The sequence below is a fragment of the Sphingomonas sp. genome, assembly GCF_041661825.1.
Lineage (GTDB): Bacteria > Pseudomonadota > Alphaproteobacteria > Sphingomonadales > Sphingomonadaceae > Sphingomonas.
In genome coordinates this window covers 593371-614140 of sequence record NZ_JBAZTU010000001.1, presented here as the reverse complement: position 1 = coordinate 614140, position 20770 = coordinate 593371, and the positions used below count along the sequence as shown (strand labels likewise).

Sequence of the window (20770 nt, the reverse complement as noted above, 5' to 3'; positions counted from 1 at the left end):
ATAGCCCCTGCGACCAGCTGAACAGGCGTTGCGACGATCCGAAACGGACCCATGATCCGGTCGCAAAAAGGACCGGCTTCATTCGTTCCAGGTGCGATCGGGAGAGGCTATCGCGGCGCGACTCGGGTTGGTAGGGCGGGGCATGGCCAAGCTTCGCGCCGATCAGATGCTCGTCGATCGCGGCCTCGCCGAGAGCCGGACGCGTGCGCAGGCGCTGATCATGGCGGGGCTGGTCTTTGCGGGCGATCGCAAGATCGACAAGCCGGGGCAGCAGCTTGCGGAAGATGCGGTGCTCGATGTGCGCGGACGCGACCATCCCTGGGTGTCGCGCGGCGGGATCAAGCTGGCGCACGGGCTCGATCATTTCGGCCGGGACGTGACGGGCGCGGTGGCGATCGATGTGGGCTCCTCGACCGGGGGCTTCACCGATGTGCTGCTCACGCGCGGCGCGGTGCGGGTCTATGCGGTGGATAGCGGCACCAACCAGCTTGCCTGGAAGCTGCGCCAGGACCCGCGCGTGATCGTCCATGAACAGACCAGCGCGCGTATCCTCACGGCAGCGCATATCCCCGAACGGGTCGACCTTATCGTGTGCGACGCCAGCTTCATCGGTCTCGCCAAGGTGCTCGAGGTACCGATGGGCTTCGCGAAGGACGAGGCGCGCCTGCTCGCACTGATCAAACCGCAGTTCGAGGCTGGGCGCGAAGAGGTCGGCAAGGGCGGGGTGGTGCGCGATCCCGCGATCCATGCCCGCGTCTGCGCCGAGGTTGCTGCCTGGGTGGAATCGCGCGGCTGGCAAGTCGAGGGCGTCGTCGAGAGTCCGATCACCGGGCCCGAGGGCAATATCGAATTCCTGCTGGCTGCGAAACGATCGCCTGGCGACCTGGCCTGAATCGGCGCGGGACAGATTCTGTTCGCAGGTGCGAAATTTATCCGAGGATTTGTGTCCACCTTATTCTATAGTGGACTATCATTTGTTCGCCCGATCGCACCGTCATCATCGGTGCGCGGGACTGGAAGGGCTTGGAAGCTTGAGGGAAATCGCATCGAAACAGCAGCTCCGGCTGGCGTTCATGCGCTGGGCGGTCGTGACGGTTCCGTTCATCCTGCTGCTGGGGTTCACCTCGGCACGGCTGGCGCCGAGCGGATCCGCCAACAGCTGGTATGCCGCGCTGGTCAAGCCTGCCGAGACCCCGCCCGACTGGGCTTTCCCCGCCGCCTGGACCACGATCTACATTCTGCTCGGCCTGGCGCTGGCGATGATCATCCATGCGCGCGGATCGCGCCTGCGCGGGCCCGCAATCGCGCTGTTCGCGGTCCAGATGGTGGTGAACCTGATCTGGTCGCCTTTGTTCTTCGGCATGCATCAGGTGACCTGGGCGCTGGTGACGATCGTCGTGATGTTCGTCCTGGCCTTTGCGACGACCATGTTGTTCGGCCGCATAAGAGCCGGCGCGGCGTGGCTGCTGGTGCCGTATCTGGCATGGCTGGTCTATGCCGGGCTGCTCACCTATCGCATCTCGGAGCTCAACCCCGGGGCGGAAACCCTTGTGCCGTCGTCCTCGACGTCCCAGATCATCAATATCTGACACGAACTTACGGGATCATCCGATGCAGTCCGACAACAAGATTTTCGACGATTTCGCGAAGTTCATGAACGGTGCCGCGGGCACGCTGGCCGGCATGGGCCGCGAGGCGGAGCAGGGCGCGCGCGCCAAGGCGAAGGAGTGGATCGGCGGTCTCGACTTCGTCAGCCGTGACGAATTCGAAGCGGTCAAGGCAATGGCCGCGGCCGCTCGCGACGATGCCGATGCATTGCGGGCGCGGCTCGATGCGCTCGAAGCGGCCGCGAAGCCCGCTACCCCGAAGAAACCCAAGGCAGGAGCCTGAACGATCTTTTCCACAGTTTTTTCTACAGGCCTATCCACCATCGCCTTGTGCGCCCTGCCGGATCGCGGCACCACATCTGGTGTCACCGTGGCAGCACGGGAAGGGATGGCGTGATGCTCGACGAAGCCGATTACGAACGCGACGACGCCGCACCCATCGACATGCTCGAAAGCTATTTCGCAGCGCATGGCTGGGAGCATGAGCGTCAGGACGACGAGGTCATCGCCAAGGTAAAGGGCAGCTGGACTCAATATGAGCTCCGGGCGCTGTGGCGCGACGAGGACAGCGTCATCCAGTTCCTCGCTTTCCCCGACATCCGCGTCACCGACGAACGCCGCAGCGCGATCTACGAGGCGATCGGGCTGATCAACGAGCAGCTCTGGGTCGGCCATTTCGAATTGTGGTCGTCGAGCGGCATCCTGCTCTATCGCCACGCCGCGATGATCGAGGGCGAGAACGGCACCATGTCGCTCGGCGCCGCGGAATTGCTGGTGGAATCGGCGATCGACGAGTGCGAACGTTTCTACCCGGTGTTCCAGTTCGTGCTGTGGGGCGGCAAGACGCCGAAGGAAGCGCTTGCTGCGGCGATGACCGAGACCCAGGGCGAAGCTTGATCCGGTGACCATCGACCGGATCTGGCTGATCGGCTGCGGCAATATGGGCGGCGCGATGCTGCGTCGCTGGATCGCCAGCGGCGTGATCTCGGCCGACCGGGTCGATGTGGTCAACCGCGCCGATCGCGACCTTCCCGAAGGGGTGCGTCAGGCACGTAACCTGCCCGAAGGCCCACTGCCCGACATGGTGATGCTGGGCATGAAGCCGCAGCAGATCGACGAGATCACCGGCCGCTATGGCGACCGGCTGGCGGGCGTACCGGTGCTGCTGTCGATCCTTGCGGGTGTCGAGAACGCAACGCTGGCGAAGCGCTTCCACGCCGGGGCGATCGTGCGGGCGATGCCCAACCTGCCCGTCGGCATCGGCAAGGGCGTGGTCGGCCTCCATTCGGACGATGCAGGCGAGGCGGCGCACGATGCGGTCTCCGCGTTGATGGCACCGCTCGGGCTGGTCGAATGGATGTCGGATGAGAGCCTGTTCGATGTCGTGACGGCGTTGGCCGGGAGTGGGCCGGGCTTTCTCTATCGTGTCATCGACGCGCTGGCCGCAGGGGGCGCGGCGCTCGGCCTGCCCGACGACCAGGCGCAGCGCATGGCGATCGCAACAGTCGAAGGATCGGCGATGCTGGCATCGGCTGCGGATGTGTCGCCAGCGGTGCTGGCAGACCGCGTCGCGAGCCCGGGCGGATCGACCCGGGAGGGGCTTAACGTGCTCGACCGCGACGACGCGTTGAAAGTCCTGATGCGCGAGACCCTGGCCGCAGCGACGCGCCGCAACGCTGAAATGGCGGCGGCGGCACGCTAGGTTTCAGCTGTTCGGGAGCGCATCCTCCCGAATTGGTTTCAACTCCGATTGCCCGAATCCATTGGACATGATGGAGTCCCGATCGGAAGCGCGCGGCTTTTTCCGCCCTTCCCGGACTTGCCGAAATCTCGTTCGGCCGGCCGCGTATTGCGTAGGCATTTTTGTCCGGGGATCGGTGATGCGCAAAGTCTTTCTGAAAAGCTGTGTCTCGGCGTCGTTGATCGCGGCGAGTTTTGCCCTGCCGGTCGTCGCGGGCGGCCAGGTGACCTATGTCGATCAGGGTGCGGCCTGGACCGATGCGACGCGCAGCGATTTCTACTCGCGCGACCAGGGATCGCAGATGATCCCGCTCTCCTGGCTGAACGCGCTGACCACCGCTGAGGGTCAGCCGTTCCTGGGCGACCAGTTCGCGCGCTACGGCTATCTGCCCAATCCGGGCTCCGACCTGCCGATCGGCTTCACCAAGGCTGGGACGCCGGGGCAGGAAGTGGCGGGGATGACCTGCGCCGCCTGCCACACAAGGCAGATCGTCGTCGGCAGCCAGCAATATCGCATCGATGGTGGCCCGGCACTGGTCGATTTCCAGGCGCTGCTGACCGATCTGGTCGACGCGGTCGGCCGGGTGCGGGCGACCAATGCTTCGTTCACCATTTTTGCGACGGCGGTGCTCGGGCCCAATCCGTCGGCGAAGAAGATCAAGCAGCTCCGAACGGACGTTGACCTCTGGTATCTCCGCGAGAATGCGATGCGGAACAACGCCTTCCCGACGCCCTTATGGGGTATCGGGCGGCTCGATGCGGTCAGCATGATCTTCGATCGGCTGACCGGGCTCGATCTGGGCAAGCCGCCGAGCTACCTGATCGAGTCGAACATCAAGATCGCCGACGCGCCGGTACGCTATCCCTTCCTGTGGAACGCGCCGAAGCAGGATTACACGCAGTGGCCGGGCTTCTCCGCCAATGGCAGCGACATTTACGGCCTGGCGCGCAACACCGGTGAGGTGATGGGCGTGTTCGGCACCTTCCGGCCGAAGAAATCCTTCTTCCATCTGTTCGGCATCGACTTCATCGGCAAGGGCACCTCGCACCAGCAATCGACCGATTTCGACGGGCTGCTCAAGCTGGAGGATCTGGTGCAACTGATCGGCGCGCCGAAATGGCAATGGCCGGTCGACCGGACGCTCGTCGCGCGCGGGCAGGAAATCTACAACTGGTCGCAGGATCAGGGGGGATGCGTCTCCTGTCACGGCCAGACGCCGGGCAAGAAACGCCTGCCCAACCAGGCGACCTGGGCGACCCCGCTGCTGGATGTCGGCACCGACTCGCATGAGTACGACATCCTCGCGCGCGAATCCGATCCGGGCGTGCTGACGGGCGCGCATATCCCATTCCTGATGCCGCCGATCAAGAATCCGGCGACCTCGTTCAGCCTGCTCGGCGTCTCGGTCGGCGGGTCGATCCTGCAGAGCGGATCATGGGTGCCGGCGATCTGGGGCAATCTGATCGCGAAGCAGCAAGGGCCGAAGGGGCCGGCCCCGTCCGACCAGGTGAAGCAGGCGCTGAACGATTCCTTCGACGACGACGCGGCGGCGCCGACCGACGGCAAATATCGCTATGAGTCGCGCGTGCTGTACGGCATCTGGGCGGCAGCGCCCTATCTGCATAACGGGTCGGTCGCCACGCTGGCCGATCTGCTCAAGCCGGCCGATCAGCGCGCTGCCTCCTTCCAGGTCGGAGCGAATTACGACACCCAGGCAGTCGGCCTTGCCGCTGCCCAGCCTGGCCTGAGCGGCATGCGAGTGACGACCGGATGCGACCAGCGCAATTCCGGCAACAGCCGGTGCGGGCATGAATTCGGCACGACCTTGCCCGCGGCGGACAAGCTCGCCTTGCTGGAATATCTGAAAACGCTTTGAAGGGGAGGGGAGGGTTAGTCCCGCAGGCTCTCGACCCGGGGGCGTTCATGTTCCGGGATGAGCCCTTCAAGCACGGCCCAGAAGCCGCTCACGGCGGACTGCCCGGCGCTGGCATAAGCGGCGGAGAGGCGCTCGCGCAGCGCCTCGAACAGCTCACTCTCGAGCGCGCGGCCGGCGTCGGTCAGGCGAAGCAGGCGCTGCCGCCGGTCGCGCTCGCCGGGGCGAGTCTCGAGCAGGCCGCGGTCGCCCAACTCGGTCAGCACGCGACCGAGCGATTGTTTGGTGATCGCGAGCAGCGCAAGCAACTCGCTGACGGTCATGTCCGGCTGACGGGCGATGAAATAGAGCGCGCGGTGGTGCGCGCGGCCAAGGCCCTGCGCTGCGAGCCCGCGATCGATCGCGCGCGTGAGGTGACTGTTGCCGAAATAGAGTAATTCCATTCCGCGGCGAAGTTCGGGCTCCCGCAGGAAAAGCGGGGAAGCGGACGTTGACGGGGCTGCCATGTTGACCGGATTTGGCGCCTTCCCTACTAGGCTTCAACCCCAGAAATTGTATCAAATTGTAAGAATGGAACCATGCTCGATATAACGACCGACGGGAGCACGGGCACCGGCCTGACCTTCACGCAAGAACCACACCCCGGTCTCGTCGACGCGAACGAGCGTGCGCGCCTGTTGGAGAACCCCGGATTCGGGCGCGTTTTCACTGACCATATGGTGACCATTCGCTACAGCGAGGCGGAAGGGTGGCATGATGCCCGGGTCCAGCCGCGCGCGCCGTTCCAGATGGATGCCTCCTCCGCGGTGCTGCACTACGCGCAGGAGATTTTCGAGGGCATGAAGGCCTATCGCCTCGCCGATGGCGGGACGGCCCTGTTCCGGCCGCAGGCCAATGCGGCGCGATTCCGCAGCTCGGCTCAGCGCATGGCGATGGCCGAACTGCCCGAGGAACTGTTCCTCGAATCGATCCGTCAGTTGGTGAAGGTCGACCATGACTGGATCCCGACCTCGGATGGCGGCTCGCTCTATCTGCGGCCGTTCATGATCGCGAGCGAGGTTTTCCTCGGGGTGAAGCCCTCAGCCGAATATCTCTATGCGGTGATCGCATCCTCGGTCGGTGCCTATTTCAAGGGCGGCGCGTCGGCGGTCACTTTGTGGGTGTCGGAGGATTATACCCGCGCCGCGCCCGGCGGCACCGGTGCCGCGAAGTGCGGCGGTAACTATGCCACAAGTCTGGTCGCCCAGAAGGAAGCGATCCTCCAGGGATGCGACCAGGTGCTGTTCCTCGATGCGGCCGAGCGCCGTTGGATCGAGGAACTGGGCGGCATGAACATCTTCTTCGTGTTCGACGACGGCACGATCTCGACGCCGCCGCTGACCGGCACGATCTTGCCCGGCATCACCCGTGATTCGATCCTGAAGCTGGCGACGGACATGGGCCTCACCGCGCGCGAAGAGCCCTATTCGATCGACCAGTGCCGCGCGGATGCGGAAAGCGGCCGGTTGCGCGAGGCGTTCGCTTGCGGCACCGCTGCAGTGGTCGCGCCGATCGCGCAGATGAAGATGCGCGGCGGCGATTTCACCATCGGTACCGGTGGCCCCGGCCAGACCACGCTGCGCATGCTGAATGCGCTGACCGACATCCAGCGCGGCAAGGCACCCGACCCGCACGGCTGGGTGGAGCGGCTCGACTAGGCCGACGATCACGCCCGTTGCGGGAATCGGCTGGGGTGCCTAAAGGCCTCCGCTCACCGGTTCCCGTCGGGTCGTTCTGACGGGTTCTCACTGGGGCGTCGCCAAGTGGTAAGGCAGCGGCTTTTGATGCCGCCATTCGCAGGTTCGAACCCTGCCGCCCCAGCCAATTCCTTGATACCGAATTCATCGTGCGGAGCTACGCGATCTCCGCGAGCCAGGTGACCACCAGCGCATCCCGCCAAGCCGGTTCGCCTGGATCGATCGGCCGGATCGGCGTGACGCCGTGCCGGATGCGGTGATCGTCGAGCAGCACGCCGTCACCGGGTGTGGCGAGGGTGAACTCTCCGATCCGCCTGCCCTCCTCGTCGCCGATCTCGGTCACGCCATCGGAGACGTTCCGGCGATCGACCAGCATCACGAACACCCAGTCAACGCCGTCGCGGTGAAGCCCTTCGGGTGTCGGTCGCCCGGTCTCCGCTGGCGAGGTCTCGATCCGGAACTGGTGAAGCTCGACGTGCCAGGCCTGATCGGCCGGATGCCCTCCCGCAGCCGAGATGACGGGCGTCCAGGCAGCCAGGATCGCCTGCAGGACGGGATTGGCGAGCGTTTCGGGCAGGACCGGTTCGAACCATCGCTGCACGTCGCCGTTCAACGCATTATAGTCGCGGCTCTGGAAATGAGGCTGGCGCGGCTTGGGAGAGATCGCGTCGCCGGAAACCCCGAGAGCGGCATGCCGCCGCCGCCGGTACCGGCCGCCATCGGCCATATAGAGATCGGGCCCAAGCGCGTCCCAGGAGAGGGCGAACTCCCTCCAGGCCTGGCGCGCCATCGGGCCAAGATGCGCAAGCACGGTGTCGGCGGAGAGGCAGACATACCCATCCTCTGCTAGTGCCGTTGTCAGGATGTCGGCAGGTCCCGTCAGGTCCGCGATCTCAGTCAATCATTGCCTCTTTCCCGGGCGCCCATCTTCCGGCGAAGTTCCTCTATACCGAGGGACGAGTGACAGAAAGGGGCGAAGGTATCGACGATCCCCGACATCACCCCTCTTCGCCAGACAGCTCTTCCGGGATGGGCAGGGTGAAACGGAAGGTCGCGCCGCCACCGGGCCGGTTCTTGCCCGCCAGCGTGCCGCCATGCGCCTCGATGATCCTGCGGGAGATCGACAGGCCGATGCCCATGCCGCTGTCGGGTTTGGTGGTCGAGAAGCGCTCATAGAGATTGTCGAGGATTTCCTTCGGGATACCAGGCCCGTTGTCGCTCATTTCGATCTCGACCATCCCGTCGTCCACGCGCCGCGAGACGATCGAGATGAATCGTTTGGCGCGCGGCTGGTCGCGTAGCGCATCGATCGCGTTGCGCAGCAGATTGACGAGGACCTGCTGCACCTGAACCCGATCGGCGAAGACGCGGGGCGCCGCCGGATCGAAATCGAAATCGAGGCGGATGTCGAACGGGCGCGTCCCGACCATGACGAGATCGACAGTGTCGCGGATCAGGTCGGCGAGCGGCTCGGCGCGCATGTCGACATCGCGCTTGGCCATGAACGCGCGCAGGCGGCGGATGATCTCGCCGGCGCGGAGCGTCTGCTCGCCCCCCATCTTGAGCAGGTCGATGATCCCCGCCGGATCGTCGCCGCGTTCGGTCATCATGCGGGCTGTAGCGATGAGGTTGGACACCGCGGCGAGCGGCTGGTTCAGCTCATGCGCGAGATCGGCCGCAAGCTCGCTCATCGCCCCTTGGCGCGACATGTGCGCCAGCTCGTTGTTGAGATCGCTCATCCGCTCCTCGGTGACGAGCCGCTCCGAGATGTCGGTGAAGAACATGGTGACGCGCAACTCGCCGCCCGACCGGGAAACGCCGACCTGAATCTCCGCGGGGAACACACGCCCGTCCGCGGTCAGGCCGGTGCCCGGCACCGTCCGGCCAATCGCGGTGGTCTGCCCGGTGTCGATATAGTTGCTCAGTGCGGTCGCATAGCGCTGCCCTTCTTCCTCGGTGGCGAGCATCCTGAAGTTCCGGCCGAGCACCTCATCCGCCCGATAGCCCCACATCCGTTCGGCCGCGCTGCTGAAGCTCTGGATGTCGCCATGCTCGTCGATCACGACCATGGCCTCCGGTACCGTCTCGAGGATCGAGCGGAGCTGCGCCTCGCGCGCGCGCAACGCCGTTTCGCGCGCTTCGCGCTCGGTCGTCTCAAGGCAGACGCCGACGGTGCGGATCAGATTGCCCGCATCGTCATAGATGCATTTGGAGGACCCCTCGATCGAGCGGGAAAAGCCGTCGACCGGCCGGAGCCGATAGCGGAAGCTGAACTTCTCGGCACGGGAGGCGATTGCATGAGTCATCGAATCGAGCACCCGCTGTTCGTCTTCAGGTTCGATCAGCGCACGCCAGCTTTCGAGATCGCGCATCGTGCCGCTTTCGAAGCCGAGCCGCTGCTCGGCGCCCGGCGACCAGTCGATGACTCCCGTCGTGACGTCCCATTCGAACACGCCGACCTCGTGCGCGGCCATGGCGAGCGCGAGCCGTTGCTCGCTGGACCGGAGCGCCGCTTCGGCGTCGATTCGCTCGGTGATGTCGAGCAGGGTCAGGATGATCATCGGTTCGCGATCCGCCATGTCGGCGGGCTGTTGCTGCTCGATCACGCAGACTTTCGCCCCATCCCGGCGAACCTCGACCAGATCCTGCTCGTAGTCGGCGCCCATCAGCGACAGGAAGGGCGCTCCGAAATCCGAGCAACGCGACTGAAGCAGCTCGTATTTCCGGCGCCCCACCGCCTCCTGCCGCGAATAGCCGTACAGCCGTTCGCAGCCGACCGACCAATGGGCGATCACCCCGTTCGGCGTGACGAGTGCCACGTTCGATGTATCGAGCGCCCGAGCCAGATAGGACAGTTCGCTCTGCTGCTGCAGGACGCGCGACGTGGCCCAGGCGATCAGACCGCCGACGATCAGGATATTGCCCGCAACCACTGCGATATCAGCACCCGCCTCCGGCAGCAGTCGGTGCCGCACGATCCAGGCTGCCGCGAGCGAAGGCACGATGGGGAGGATCAGGATCGCTGGAATGGCTCTGCGGAAGGACCCCCATTCGTCGCCGCCGCCGGAAAGGAGGGCCGCCCAACCGAGCGTCGATCTTGGGAGGATCGCCGCGAGGGCGATCGCCATGCCGATCAGGCTGGCGGGCAGCGAGCTGAGGAATTCGGGCGAGGCGCCCGCCTGGAGCGGGGCGAAGAGGATGATGACGCTGCCGGTCACCGCGACCAGTAGCGCCGTGCCGGCGAGCAGGATGCTGATATCGTCCACCCTGCGAAGTCGACGCGGGGCGAGCATGATCGACAGGGAGAGGAGCAGGAAGGAGAGAGCAGCGCCGATCGAGGGAAGGCCCGGGTTCGGCAGGCCGGTGCGGGCTAGCTGGTCCGGAAAGAAGGGATGGGGAAACTCGATCTGGATCACGCCCATGTAACGAAGCATCGTCCAGGTTGCGATCAGGCAGGGGAAAGCCGCCAACATGACCGCCAGGCGCCTCTTTTCCAGGAGTGAGGCAATGGTCGCTACGGCGAGAAAGGCATAGCCGACCGAGGCCCAGGGCCGGATCGGGAAACCGGGAATGCCGAAGGTTTTCAAGGGTTCGTTATCGATGACCCAGCCGCCAAAGCTTGCCACGGCAAGCAACAGGGCGAGCACGGCAAATCCCCCAGCTGCAATCCTGGTTTTCAGAATCCCCCCGATTCCGCGACCACCATGCGGTTCACTATGCGCCCCCAATCGCCCACGATGATAACCGATCAGGAAAATCTTTCGAGGGCGAATTACTTCTTTGCCTTTATTCAGGAAAAGCGCGTCGCTTCGCATACGTAAATATACGGAAGCCATACGAATTCAGAACGCCCAGCACGCCGTCATGCCGAGTGCCGCGTCCGGATTTCAAATGTTGCACAGTTCGTTCGAACGAACTAATAGACGAGTCGTGAAAAGCGAACCTCTCCTCGACACGGCCATCGAGCAATTCGGTCGGCACGGCTTCGAAGGCGCGAGCACGCGTCAGATCGCCAAGGCATCGGGCGCGGCGATGTCGTCGATCACCTATCATTTCGGCGGCAAGGAGGGGCTCTACCTCGCCGCTGCCGACCGGATTGCCCAGGGCATCTCGGAGATCCAGGCGCCGCTGTTCACCGCAGCGCGCGCGGCGGCGATCGAATCGCGCGAGCAGGCAGTGGAATGGCTGCTGCGGTTGATCGACGGGTTCGCCCAGATGATGCTGCGCCCGGAGACGGAGATCTGGGCGCGCTTCATCATCCGCGAGCAACTCGACCCGACGGAGGCGTTCGATCGCCTCTATCGCGGTGCGATGGAGCCGCTGGCAGAAACCTTCGTCGCCTTGCTGGGCCGCATCCGCACCGACCTGGGCGACAAGGACGTACGCGCCCTGGCGCTGCTGTTCTTCGGCCAGTCCCTGGTCCTGCGCGCCAGCCGCGCCTCGGTCTGCCGTCTCATGGGTGTCGAGCGGATCGACGAGGACACCGGAAACCTGTTGCGCGCCCGGTTGCGCGCGAACGTGCACTGCATCCTGATGGAGAAGCTGGCATGAACCGCCGCATCATCGTGTTGATCGTCGTGGCCGCCGGCCTGGTGATCGCCGCCGTCGCTACCCGCGGCTTCGGTATCTTCCCGCGCGCCGGTGACGGCGCGCTGACCCTGCACGGCAATGTCGATATCCGCGAGGTCGACATGGCTTTCCGCGTCGGTGGCCGGATCAGTACGATCGCGGTGGAAGAGGGGGCCAAGGTCACGCAAGGCCAGCCACTCGCCGTGCTCGACACAGCGACGCTCGACAGCCGGATCGGCCAGGCGGATGCGCAGCTTGCCCAGGCGCAGGCGCAACTCGCAAAGCTGCGTAACGGCAATCGCAGCCAGGACATCGCCCAGGCCCGCGCCCGCGTTGCCGCGGCTCAGGCGGTGGTCGAAAATAGCGAGCGCGACTATCGCCGCCGCGAGCCGCTGGTCGGCCCCGGCGCGATCAGCCGCGATGTCTGGGATCAGACGGTGGCCGATCGGGACCGCGCCCGCGCCCAGCTTGCCGAAGCCCGCCAGGGCCTGTCGCTGCTGGTTGCGGGCACGCGGCCCGAGGATATCGATGCGGCACGCGCGCAGGTGCAGGCGGCGGCCGAGGGGCGGCGCAACGCGGCGACCGACCTGTCGGACACCCGGCTGATCGCCGCCTCTGCTGGCACGGTGGTGACGCGTGCCCGCGAGCCGGGCGCGATCGTGCAGCCGGGTGAGACGGTGCTGACCCTGTCGATCGACAGGCCGCTCCGCGTGCGTGCGTACATCGACGAATCCGCGCTCAGCCGGATCAGCCCCGGCATGGTGGTAACGGTGACTGCGGACGGCAATCCGAAAACCTACCGTGGGACCATCGGCTACATCTCGCCGCGTTCCGAATTCACGCCGAAATCGGTCGAGACCGAGAGCCTGCGGACCGACCTGGTCTATCGCCTGCGCGTCATCGTGTCCGACCCCGACGACGCGCTCCGCCAGGGCCAGCCGGTAACGGTGCAGGTGACCGGCGCCCGCCCGGCGCATCGGAACTGATCCGGGTGGCCGATGCCGTCGCCAGCGTCGAAAATCTGGTCAAGCGCTTCGGCGCGGGGCCGGCGGCGCTCGACGGCGTCAAGCTGTCGGTCGTGCCGGGGCGGCTGACCGGGCTGGTCGGGCCGGACGGTGCGGGCAAGACCACCCTCATTCGCATCCTGGCGGGGCTGATGGCGCCGACCGAGGGCAAGGTAGAACTGCTCGGCAAGGCGCCGACCGACGCGCTCGACGATCTCGGTTATATGCCGCAACGCTTCGGCCTTTACGAAGACCTGACCGTCCTTGAGAATCTGACGCTGTACGCGCGGGTCCGCGGCTTGCCCGAGGACGAGCATCGCGCGACTTTCGACCGGCTGCTCGACTTCACCGATCTGCGGCGCTTCCAGGACCGCCTCGCGGGCAAGCTGTCGGGCGGCATGAAGCAGAAGCTGGGCCTTGCCTGCGCGCTCGTCCGCACGCCGAGGGTGCTGTTGCTCGACGAGCCAAGCGTGGGCGTCGATCCGGTGTCGCGCCGCGAGCTTTGGTCGATGGTGGGCGAACTGACCGGCGAGGGCATCGGCGTGCTCTGGTCCACCGCCTATCTCGACGAAGCGGAGAAATGCGACTGGGTCTATCTGCTCAGCGAAGGCAAATTGCTGTTCGAGGGACCGCCCGCCGAACTGACCGGCAAGGTGAAGGACCGACTGATCCGGGTGAGCGGTTTCGAGGAGCGGCGGCGCCAGTTCCTGACTCATGCACTCGACCGGGGCGATGTGATCGACGGGTCGATCCAGGGCCGGTCGGTGCGGTTGCTGATCGCCGACAAGGCGCCTGTGCCCGATGCGGCGGCGTTCGACGCCGGGCCGAAGACCAGGGTCGAACCGGCCGAGCCGCGGTTCGAAGACGGCTTCATCGAGATACTCGGCGGCGGACCGCCGGGCACGAGCAAGCTCGCTGCCGCCTATCGCACGATCGAGCAGAGCGACCGGCCGGCGATCGAGGCGAAGGGGCTGACCCGGCGTTTCGGCGACTTCACCGCCGCGCACGACATCAATTTCGAGATACCGCGCGGGGAGATCTTCGGGCTGCTCGGGCCGAACGGCGCGGGCAAATCGACCACCTTCAAGATGCTGTGCGGGCTGCTGACCCCGACCAGCGGGACCGGATCGGTCGCGGGCAACGACCTGCGCTCCGCCCGCGCCGACGCGCGCGCTTCGCTTGGCTATATGGCGCAGAAATTCTCGCTTTATGGCGATCTCAGCATCCGGCAGAATCTCGATTTCTTCGCCGGCGCCTATGACCTCGACCGCGCACGGGCAAAGCGCGCGATCGAAGCGATGACCGAGATATTCGGGCTGGGCGCACATATCGACGAGAATGCCGCGTTGCTGCCGCTTGGTGTGAAGCAGCGCCTCGCGCTCGCCTGCGCGGTGATGCACGAGCCGCCGGTGCTGTTCCTCGACGAGCCGACCTCGGGTGTCGATCCGGTGATGCGGCGCGAATTCTGGACTCACATCAACGGCCTGGTCGAAAAGGGCGTGACCGTGCTCGTCACCACCCATTTCATGGACGAGGCCGAATATTGCGACCGGGTGACCCTGATCTACCGCTCGGAGCAGATCGCGACCGGCACGCCCGATGTGCTGAAGGCTGAGGCGGGCAAGATCGCCGGCCTCGACGATCCGACGATGGAGGATGCCTTCATCGCGCTGATCGAGCAATCGGACCGCAACCGCGACGCGGCGGAGCCCGAGGCGGCATGAGCGGCATCCGCTTCGATCCGCGCCGGCTGGCCGCGCTGGTGCGCAAGGAAGGCGCGCAGATCCTGCGCGATCCCTCGACCTTCCTGATCGCCTTTGTCCTGCCGCTGATCCTGCTGTTCCTGTTCGGTTATGCGGTGTCGCTCGATACGCCGCGCACGCGGATCGCGTTGGTGCTGGAGGACAGCAGCGCCCCGGCGCTCGGCCTTGCACAGGCCTATCAGAATTCGCCCTATTTCGACGTGGCGATGGCGCGATCGGTGGCGAGCGTACGCGGCATGATGGTCGACGGGCAGGTCCGTGCGATCATCGTCATCCCGCAGGATTTCGGCCAGGGCGTGAAGCGCGGCAAGGCGCCGTCGGTTCAGATCATCACGGACGGATCGCAGCCCAACACCGCCGGGTTCGCCGCGGCCTATGGCGAGGGCGTGCGGGCGAGCTGGGCGGCAGCCGAGGGACTGGGGCCGAATGCGAGCCGGGCGGCCCCGCCGATCTCGGTCAACCCGCGCTATTGGTATAATCCGGGGCTGCGCAGCCGCTTCTTCCTCGTGCCCGGATCGATCGCGATCGTGATGACGATGATCGGCACCTTGCTGACCGCCCTGGTCGTCGCGCGCGAGTGGGAACGCGGCACGATGGAGGCGATGATGGCGACGCCGATCAGCATGGTCGAGTTCGTCGCCAGCAAGGTCATCCCCTATTTCCTGCTCGGCCTCGCCTCGATGGCCTTGTGCAGCGTGATCGCGGTGGTGGCGTTCGGCGTGCCGTTCCGCGGATCGATCTTCGCCCTGTTCGTCATCGCTTCGGCCTTCCTGCTGCCGGCACTTGGCCTTGGGCTGTTCATCTCGGCGGCAACCAAGAACCAGTTCGTGGCGAGCCAGATCGCCTTGCTCGCCGCGTTCCTGCCGACATTCCTGCTGTCGGGCTTCCTGTTCGAGATCGCGTCCATGCCCTGGCCGATCCAGCTGATCACCTATGCCGTACCGGCGCGCTACCTGATCCCCTCGCTCCAGACCGTCTTCCTGGCGGGGGACATTTGGGGGCTGATCCTCCCCAACATCTTCATCATGCTCGGCTTTGGCGGGTTGTTCTTCTTCCTGACCTTCCGTGCCACCCGCAGGAGCCTCGACTGATGGGCCGGCTAAGGGCGATGATCGTCAAGGAAATCTGGGCGCTGCTGCGCGATCCCAAGGCGCGGCTGGTGCTGGTGGTGCCTCCGCTGCTCCAGCTCTTCATCTTCACCTATGCGACCACGCTCGAGGTTCGGAACGTCGATATCGGCGTGCTCGACCGCAGCAGCGGCGCGCACAGCGCCGAGATCGTATCGCGCATCGCCGGAAGCCCGAATTTCCGGAAGATCCGCCGGCTGGACTCGCCCCGGGCGCTGGAGGAGGCGATCGACCGGCAGGAGGTGATTGCAGCCGTCGTGATCGACGAGGATTTCGACCGGGCGGTGACGGCGCACCGGCCGGCGACGATCGGCGTGGTGCTCGATGGCCGGCGATCGAACGCGGCGCAGATCGTGTCGGGCTATCTGTCGCAGATTGCCGGCGGCGTCGGTGCCGATCTTGCGCCCAGCGCTCGCGGCAGCGACGTCAGCGGCGGCACGGTGGTGACCAACTGGTACAATCCGTCGCTCGATTATATCTGGTTCACGCTGCCCTCCCTGGTCGCGATCATCACCTCGGTTGCCGGCCTGTCGATCACCTCGCAAAGCGTGGCGCGCGAGCGCGAGCTCGGCACCTTCGACCAGTTGATGGTCTCGCCGCTGCGGGTGCACGAGATATTGATCGGCAAGATGATACCGCCGCTGCTGGTGGGGTTGTTCAACGGTACGCTCTATCTGATCGTCGCGCCGCTGGTCTTCGGGGTGCCCTTCACCGGATCGCTGATCCTCTTCTACCTCTCGTTGACGGCCTATATGCTCGCCCTGATCGGGGTGGGGATGCTGGTGTCGGCCGCTTCGGCGACTCAGCAACAGGCCTTTCTCGGGTCCTTCCTGGTGACGACGCCGCTGATCCTGCTGTCGGGCTATGCCAGCCCGATCGACAACATGCCTGGCTGGCTGCAGATCGTGACCTATGCCGATCCAGCCCGATACTTCCTGGTCATCGTCCAGGGACTGTTCCTCAAGGCGATGCCTGCGGGTGCGGTGTTCCACCAACTGTGGCCCCTCGTCCTCATCGCCTGCCTGACCCTGAGCGCGGCCGCCTGGCTGTTCCGCGCCCGCATGGAGTGATTCCAATGCCTCGCCTTCTCCCCCTGCTCCTCGCAGGCGCCGCGCTTGCCGGCTGCACCGTCGGACCGGACTATCAGCGCCCGGCCACGCCCGGTTCGACGGCGGGCTGGGTCGAGCCCGGTACGCCGGGCGCGGTGGACCTCGCCTGGTGGAATCGGTTCGGCGACGCGCAGCTTTCCGCGCTGGTCGCACGGGCGATCGAGAATGGGCCGGATCTTGCCGAAGCCGAGGCGCGGCTGGCCGAGGCGCGGGCTAACCGTAGTGCCGTTGCGGGCACGAACCTGCCGACGGTGACGGCGAAGGGTTCGGCGACCGAGAATGTGCTGAGCAGGAACGGGCAATTGCCCATCGGCCAGATACCCGGTTTCCAGCGCGAGTTCCGGTTGTTCGACGGCGGCTTCGACGCAAGCTGGGAGATCGACCTGTGGGGTCGCCATGTCCGCCAGGATCAGGCGGCCAATGCGCGCGAGGAGGCGGCCTTGTTCGCGCGGCGCGATGTGATGCTGACGCTCATCGCCGAGGTGGCGCGCAACTATCTCGATCTGAGGAACGCGCAGGCCACCGCCGCGACGGCGAAGGCGACGGCGGAGGCGGACACCGATCTTGCGCGGCTGACCCGGCTGCGGTTCGATGCCGGCGAGACCTCGCGGCTGGATGCGGAGACGGCGGAGGGTGCGGCCCGAGCCAGCGCAGCGGCGGTACCGGATGCCGAGGCAAGCGCGACGGCAGCGGCTTATCGTATCGCGACCCTGGTCGGATCGACCCCCGAGGATGTCGGCGCGATGTTGCGGGCGCCGGCGCCGCTGCCGGCCAGCCCGGACGAGATCCTGGTCGGCGTGCGCTCCGAGCTGCTCGAGCGGCGCCCGGACGTGCGCCGCGCCGAGCGCGAGCTTGCCGCCGCGACCGCCGATATCGGTGTCGCGACGGCCGATCTGTTCCCGCGCTTCAGCCTGTTCGGCAGCATCGGCCAGCAGGCGCGCAATCCCGGCGACCTGTTCTCCAGCGACAGCACGCGCCTTCAGATCGGGCCGAGCATTTCCTGGCCGATCTTCTCGGGCGGCACGATCCGCGCGCAGATCCGCGGCGCCGATGCGCGCGGGCAGGGCGCCGCGGCGCGCTACGAAAAGGCTGTGCTGGGCGCGCTGTCGGACAGCGAAACCGCGATCAACCGCTTCCTGAATGCGCGGATCGCGGCGCAGGAGGCGGGTGCCGCGTTGGAACGGGAGCAGGCGGCCTTCTCCCTTGCCGAACGGCGCGTAGCGAGTGGCGAGGATGACCGGCTGGCCCTGGCACGCGGGCGCAAGGCGGTGCTGGTGGCGGAACGCCGCGAGAGCGACGCCGCAGCGCGCAAGGCGCAGGCGGCGGTGGCGTTGTTCAAGGCGCTCGGTGGAGGGTGGAGCTAGGTCCGGGACTAAGGGTCGGTATCGACGATCTTCGCTTGGACCTATTGTGGACCCTCGTTCAGACGGGGTTCAATGCGGCAGCGAAACATTCCGGGCCTCATACTGATCGACGGATATATGAGGTCATGGGTAACGATGCTGCGGCTTGATCGGCGTACTTTCGTGTGGGCTGCTGCGAGCAGCCTGCTTGCGGCCCCGCTTCGGGCAGCTGATCTCGGCGCAGCGAGTTTGGTGCAATCCGCTGCCGATGCCTTTGTGAAGGCGAACAGTTTCAACGGCCTGATCCATCTTGTCAGGGGAGGGAAGACGGTCTTCTCCCAGGCCTATGGCATGGCCGATATCGAGGCGGGGCGCCCAGCCTCAATCGATACGCTTTATCCGCTGGCGTCGATCTCCAAATGGTTCAGCAGCGTCACCGTGTTGAGGCTGGTCGATCAGGGCAAGCTCAGGCTCGATGGCGCCATTTCCGATTATCTCCCTTCCTATCGCACCGATACCGGTTCCAGGGTCCGGCTGACGCATCTGTTGTCCAACGCCAGCGGCATTCCGAACCTGTTCGGGCCGGCGGTGACGGCCGATCCTGGAATCTGGACAAAGGCCTTCACCACCGATGAAGCCATCAAGGCCTTTTGCTCGGGCGATCTGGCGTTCGAACCCGGTAGCCATTTCTCCTACGATTTCACCAACTGGATCATCATCAAGGGCGTGGTCGAAGCCGTCACGGGCGAGGATTTCGCGAAAACTGTACAGCGGCTGGCGCTCGCCCCGCTCGGGCTGACGACGATCGTGCCAGGGTACGAGCCGGAAGCACGGGAGCGGGCCGCGGCGGGCTATGCGTCGATCAATCCGCCCGTCCGGAAAATGTACCCGCAGAGCGTCTATTCACTCGCCTCGGGCGGCTATTACGGCACGGCGCCTGACCTGCTCCGCGCTGCCCGGGGCGTTTATGGCTCTGGCCTGCTGAGCGCGACGGCGCGCAAGGCGCTGACCACCGTGCTGGTGCCTGAGGAAGACTATGCGCTGGGCGGCCGCGTGAAATCGCTGGATATCGGCGGCAGGTCGCAGCCTTTCGCGTGGGAGACCGGTCGCGTGGACGGTTATCGATCGCTGCTCGTGCATCGTCTGGACGGCGAAGCCAGCCTGATCGTGCTCAACAACACCAATATCGGCCAGAGGGAAATCGACCTGTTGGCCGAAGCGCTGCTGAAGGTCGGGTGACGCCCGTTCTCAATGCGCGTCGACCGGTGCCGCGCTCACCTGTTTCGGCGGACGGCAGAAGGGCACCATCACCAGTGCGGCGATGAAAAGCCACGCCATGATGCGGAACACGTCGTTGAACGCCAGCGTCAGCGCCTCGCGCGCGACGACGCGGCCCATCACCGCTTCCGCCATCAGCATCGCGCGGGCGGGGTCGGGCGTAATCGACTGCATCATCCGGGTCAGCTCTCCGAGCGTATCGGTCGCAATGCGGGAGGAGGCGCCGAGCGCCTCGCTCATCCGGAGCGCGTGGAAGCGGCTCATGTCCTGCAGCCAGGTGGTGACCAGCGCGATGCCGATCGCGCCGCCCAGGTTGCGCATCAGGTTGAACAGGCCCGAGGCATAGCGCAGCTCCGGTCCGGCAAAGCCGTTGAGCGCGAGGCCGACGCTCGGGACGATGCACAGCATGATCGCGAAGCTGCGCACGGCCTGCGGCACGAGCAGGGCAGCGAAGCCCCAGTCGGGCGTCATGTAGGAAAAGAGCCAGAGTCCCGCTGCAAACAGGCCGAGGCCGAAGGTGATGACGATGCGCTGGTCCACCCGTTGCGAGAGAGCGGCGGCGATCGGCACGCCGCAGAGCTGGACCAGGCCGGCGACGAACACGGTCGTGCCGATCTCGTTCGCATTGTAGCCGCGCACCCGGCCGAGGAAGAGCGGCACGAGATAGGTGCCGGCATAGAGGCCGAATCCGATCACCAGGTTGAACACGCAGGCGAAGACGAAGGTGGGTTTGCGAAAGGGCGAGAGCTTCACGATCGGGCTGCTCGAGCGGAAGGAGCGTTCGAGGAACAGCAGGAAGGCGATAAACGCCACCCAGGCGGCCGCGGCGATGCTGGTGTCGCCGAACCAATCATTCTTCGGACCTTCCTCCAGCACATATTCGAGGCCGGCGAGGAACACCGCCATGGCGGCGAGATGGACCCAGTCGATGCGTTTCAGCATCGAGATATCGGCGCGGTCGACCTTGATGACGACAAGCGCGAGCATGGTGACGAGCGCGCCCGGCAGGACGTTGACGTAGAATACCCAGCGCCAGCCTGCCGCATCGGTGATCCAGCCGCCGAGCGTTGGGCCGAGCGTCGGGGCGAGGACTGAGACCATGCCGAGGATCGCAGGGATCATCGCGCGCTGCTTGCCCGAGAACATCGCGAAGCCGGTGGCAAACACGGTCGGGATCATCGCGCCGCCGACGAACCCCTGCAGCGCGCGAAACGCGATCATCGATTCGATGCTCCACGCCAGGCCGCATAGGGCGCTCGCCAGAGTGAACAGGCCGGCGGAGAGCGCGAACAGCCAGCGGGTCGACATCGACTGGGCGAGGAAAGCAGCGAAGGGGATCATCACCAGCTCCGCCATCAGATAGGCGGTCTGCACCCAGCTGATCTCGTCCGGCCCGGCGGAGAGCCCCGCCTGCACCTCGTTGAGCGAGGCAGCGACGATCTGGATGTCGATCAGCGCCATGAACTGGCCGAACGCCATCACCCCGAAAATCAGGAACTTGCGCTTGTCGGGCAGCGCCATCGGATCGATCGGCGCGCCGACGATTGGGGTATCTGACATCGGCGCTTGTCCTTGGCGGTCTTTATATTATATGCGTCATATAAAGGAGGTCGGCAAGGC

The 20770-nt window shown here is 65.7% G+C and carries 18 protein-coding genes and 1 tRNA gene; 15 read left to right on the top strand and 4 right to left on the bottom strand.

Annotated features, from left to right (window positions below):
- The first annotated feature begins 142 nt into the window (after positions 1-142).
- The 6 genes from WC729_RS02665 (at position 143) to WC729_RS02640 (ending at position 5224) form a co-directional block, all read left to right on the top strand.
- Complete coding sequence (locus WC729_RS02665) at positions 143-892, top strand: TlyA family RNA methyltransferase (protein WP_372849251.1); 750 nt, start codon at positions 143-145, stop codon at positions 890-892.
- A gap of 139 nt (positions 893-1031) precedes the next feature.
- Positions 1032-1589, top strand: a complete 558-nt coding sequence (locus WC729_RS02660) for a TspO/MBR family protein (protein ID WP_372849249.1) — start codon at positions 1032-1034, stop codon at positions 1587-1589.
- 22 nt (positions 1590-1611) lie between these two features.
- Positions 1612-1890 (top strand): accessory factor UbiK family protein, encoded by a 279-nt coding sequence (locus WC729_RS02655; protein ID WP_372849247.1) that lies wholly within the window; start codon positions 1612-1614, stop codon positions 1888-1890.
- Between the two features lie 113 nt (positions 1891-2003).
- Positions 2004-2504 (top strand): YbjN domain-containing protein, encoded by a 501-nt coding sequence (locus WC729_RS02650; protein WP_301087995.1) that lies wholly within the window; start codon positions 2004-2006, stop codon positions 2502-2504.
- Positions 2505-2508: 4 nt separating this feature from the next.
- Complete coding sequence (gene proC / locus WC729_RS02645; protein WP_372849245.1) at positions 2509-3309, top strand: pyrroline-5-carboxylate reductase; 801 nt, start codon at positions 2509-2511, stop codon at positions 3307-3309.
- Between the two features lie 178 nt (positions 3310-3487).
- On the top strand, positions 3488-5224 hold the full coding sequence (locus WC729_RS02640) for a di-heme-cytochrome C peroxidase (RefSeq protein WP_372849243.1): 1737 nt from the start codon (positions 3488-3490) through the stop codon (positions 5222-5224).
- 14 nt (positions 5225-5238) lie between these two features.
- Here the strand turns inward: WC729_RS02640 and WC729_RS02635 are convergent, their stop codons facing one another.
- Positions 5239-5727 (bottom strand): MarR family winged helix-turn-helix transcriptional regulator, encoded by a 489-nt coding sequence (locus tag WC729_RS02635; protein WP_372849241.1) that lies wholly within the window; start codon positions 5725-5727, stop codon positions 5239-5241.
- A 72-nt stretch (positions 5728-5799) separates the two neighbouring features.
- On the opposite strand from WC729_RS02635, the gene WC729_RS02630 reads away from it, so the two are divergent.
- Both WC729_RS02630 and WC729_RS02625 read left to right on the top strand, forming a co-directional pair.
- Positions 5800-6918, top strand: coding sequence for a branched-chain amino acid aminotransferase (locus WC729_RS02630; protein ID WP_372849239.1), 1119 nt, complete (start codon positions 5800-5802; stop codon positions 6916-6918).
- Between the two features lie 91 nt (positions 6919-7009).
- Positions 7010-7084: transfer RNA gene (locus tag WC729_RS02625), tRNA-Gln, on the top strand.
- A gap of 30 nt (positions 7085-7114) precedes the next feature.
- On the opposite strand, the gene WC729_RS02620 is transcribed toward WC729_RS02625, so the two are convergent.
- Positions 7115-7858 carry a 2OG-Fe dioxygenase family protein gene (locus WC729_RS02620; RefSeq protein ID WP_372849237.1) on the bottom strand — a complete coding sequence of 248 codons (744 nt, stop codon included), beginning with the start codon at positions 7856-7858 and terminating at the stop codon, positions 7115-7117.
- A gap of 97 nt (positions 7859-7955) precedes the next feature.
- On the bottom strand, positions 7956-10604 hold the full coding sequence (locus WC729_RS02615) for a PAS domain S-box protein (RefSeq protein WP_372849235.1): 2649 nt from the start codon (positions 10602-10604) through the stop codon (positions 7956-7958).
- A gap of 283 nt (positions 10605-10887) precedes the next feature.
- Between WC729_RS02615 and WC729_RS02610 the strand changes: the two genes are divergently transcribed.
- The 7 genes from WC729_RS02610 to WC729_RS02580 all read left to right on the top strand — a co-directional run bounded on the left by WC729_RS02610 (position 10888) and on the right by WC729_RS02580 (position 19111).
- Complete coding sequence (locus WC729_RS02610; protein ID WP_372849233.1) at positions 10888-11508, top strand: CerR family C-terminal domain-containing protein; 621 nt, start codon at positions 10888-10890, stop codon at positions 11506-11508.
- On the top strand, positions 11505-12512 hold the full coding sequence (locus WC729_RS02605) for an HlyD family efflux transporter periplasmic adaptor subunit (protein ID WP_372849231.1): 1008 nt from the start codon (positions 11505-11507) through the stop codon (positions 12510-12512). The genes WC729_RS02610 and WC729_RS02605 overlap by 4 nt, the downstream gene beginning before the upstream one ends.
- Positions 12513-12517: 5 nt before the next feature.
- A complete protein-coding gene (locus WC729_RS02600) occupies positions 12518-14254 on the top strand; it encodes an ATP-binding cassette domain-containing protein (RefSeq protein WP_372849229.1) in 1737 nt (578 codons plus the stop codon).
- A complete protein-coding gene (locus WC729_RS02595) occupies positions 14251-15384 on the top strand; it encodes an ABC transporter permease (protein WP_372849227.1) in 1134 nt (377 codons plus the stop codon). The genes WC729_RS02600 and WC729_RS02595 overlap by 4 nt, the downstream gene beginning before the upstream one ends.
- Positions 15384-16490: an ABC transporter permease gene (locus WC729_RS02590; protein WP_372849225.1), complete on the top strand. Its 1107-nt coding sequence runs from the start codon at positions 15384-15386 to the stop codon at positions 16488-16490. The genes WC729_RS02595 and WC729_RS02590 overlap by 1 nt, the downstream gene beginning before the upstream one ends.
- 5 nt (positions 16491-16495) lie before the next feature.
- A complete protein-coding gene (locus tag WC729_RS02585) occupies positions 16496-17893 on the top strand; it encodes an efflux transporter outer membrane subunit (protein WP_372849223.1) in 1398 nt (465 codons plus the stop codon).
- Positions 17894-18028: 135 nt separating this feature from the next.
- Positions 18029-19111, top strand: coding sequence for a serine hydrolase domain-containing protein (locus WC729_RS02580; RefSeq protein WP_372849221.1), 1083 nt, complete (start codon positions 18029-18031; stop codon positions 19109-19111).
- Positions 19112-19120: 9 nt separating this feature from the next.
- On the opposite strand, the gene WC729_RS02575 is transcribed toward WC729_RS02580, so the two are convergent.
- Positions 19121-20710, bottom strand: a complete 1590-nt coding sequence (locus tag WC729_RS02575) for a DHA2 family efflux MFS transporter permease subunit (RefSeq protein WP_372849219.1) — start codon at positions 20708-20710, stop codon at positions 19121-19123.
- Between the last annotated feature and the right edge of the window lie 60 nt (positions 20711-20770).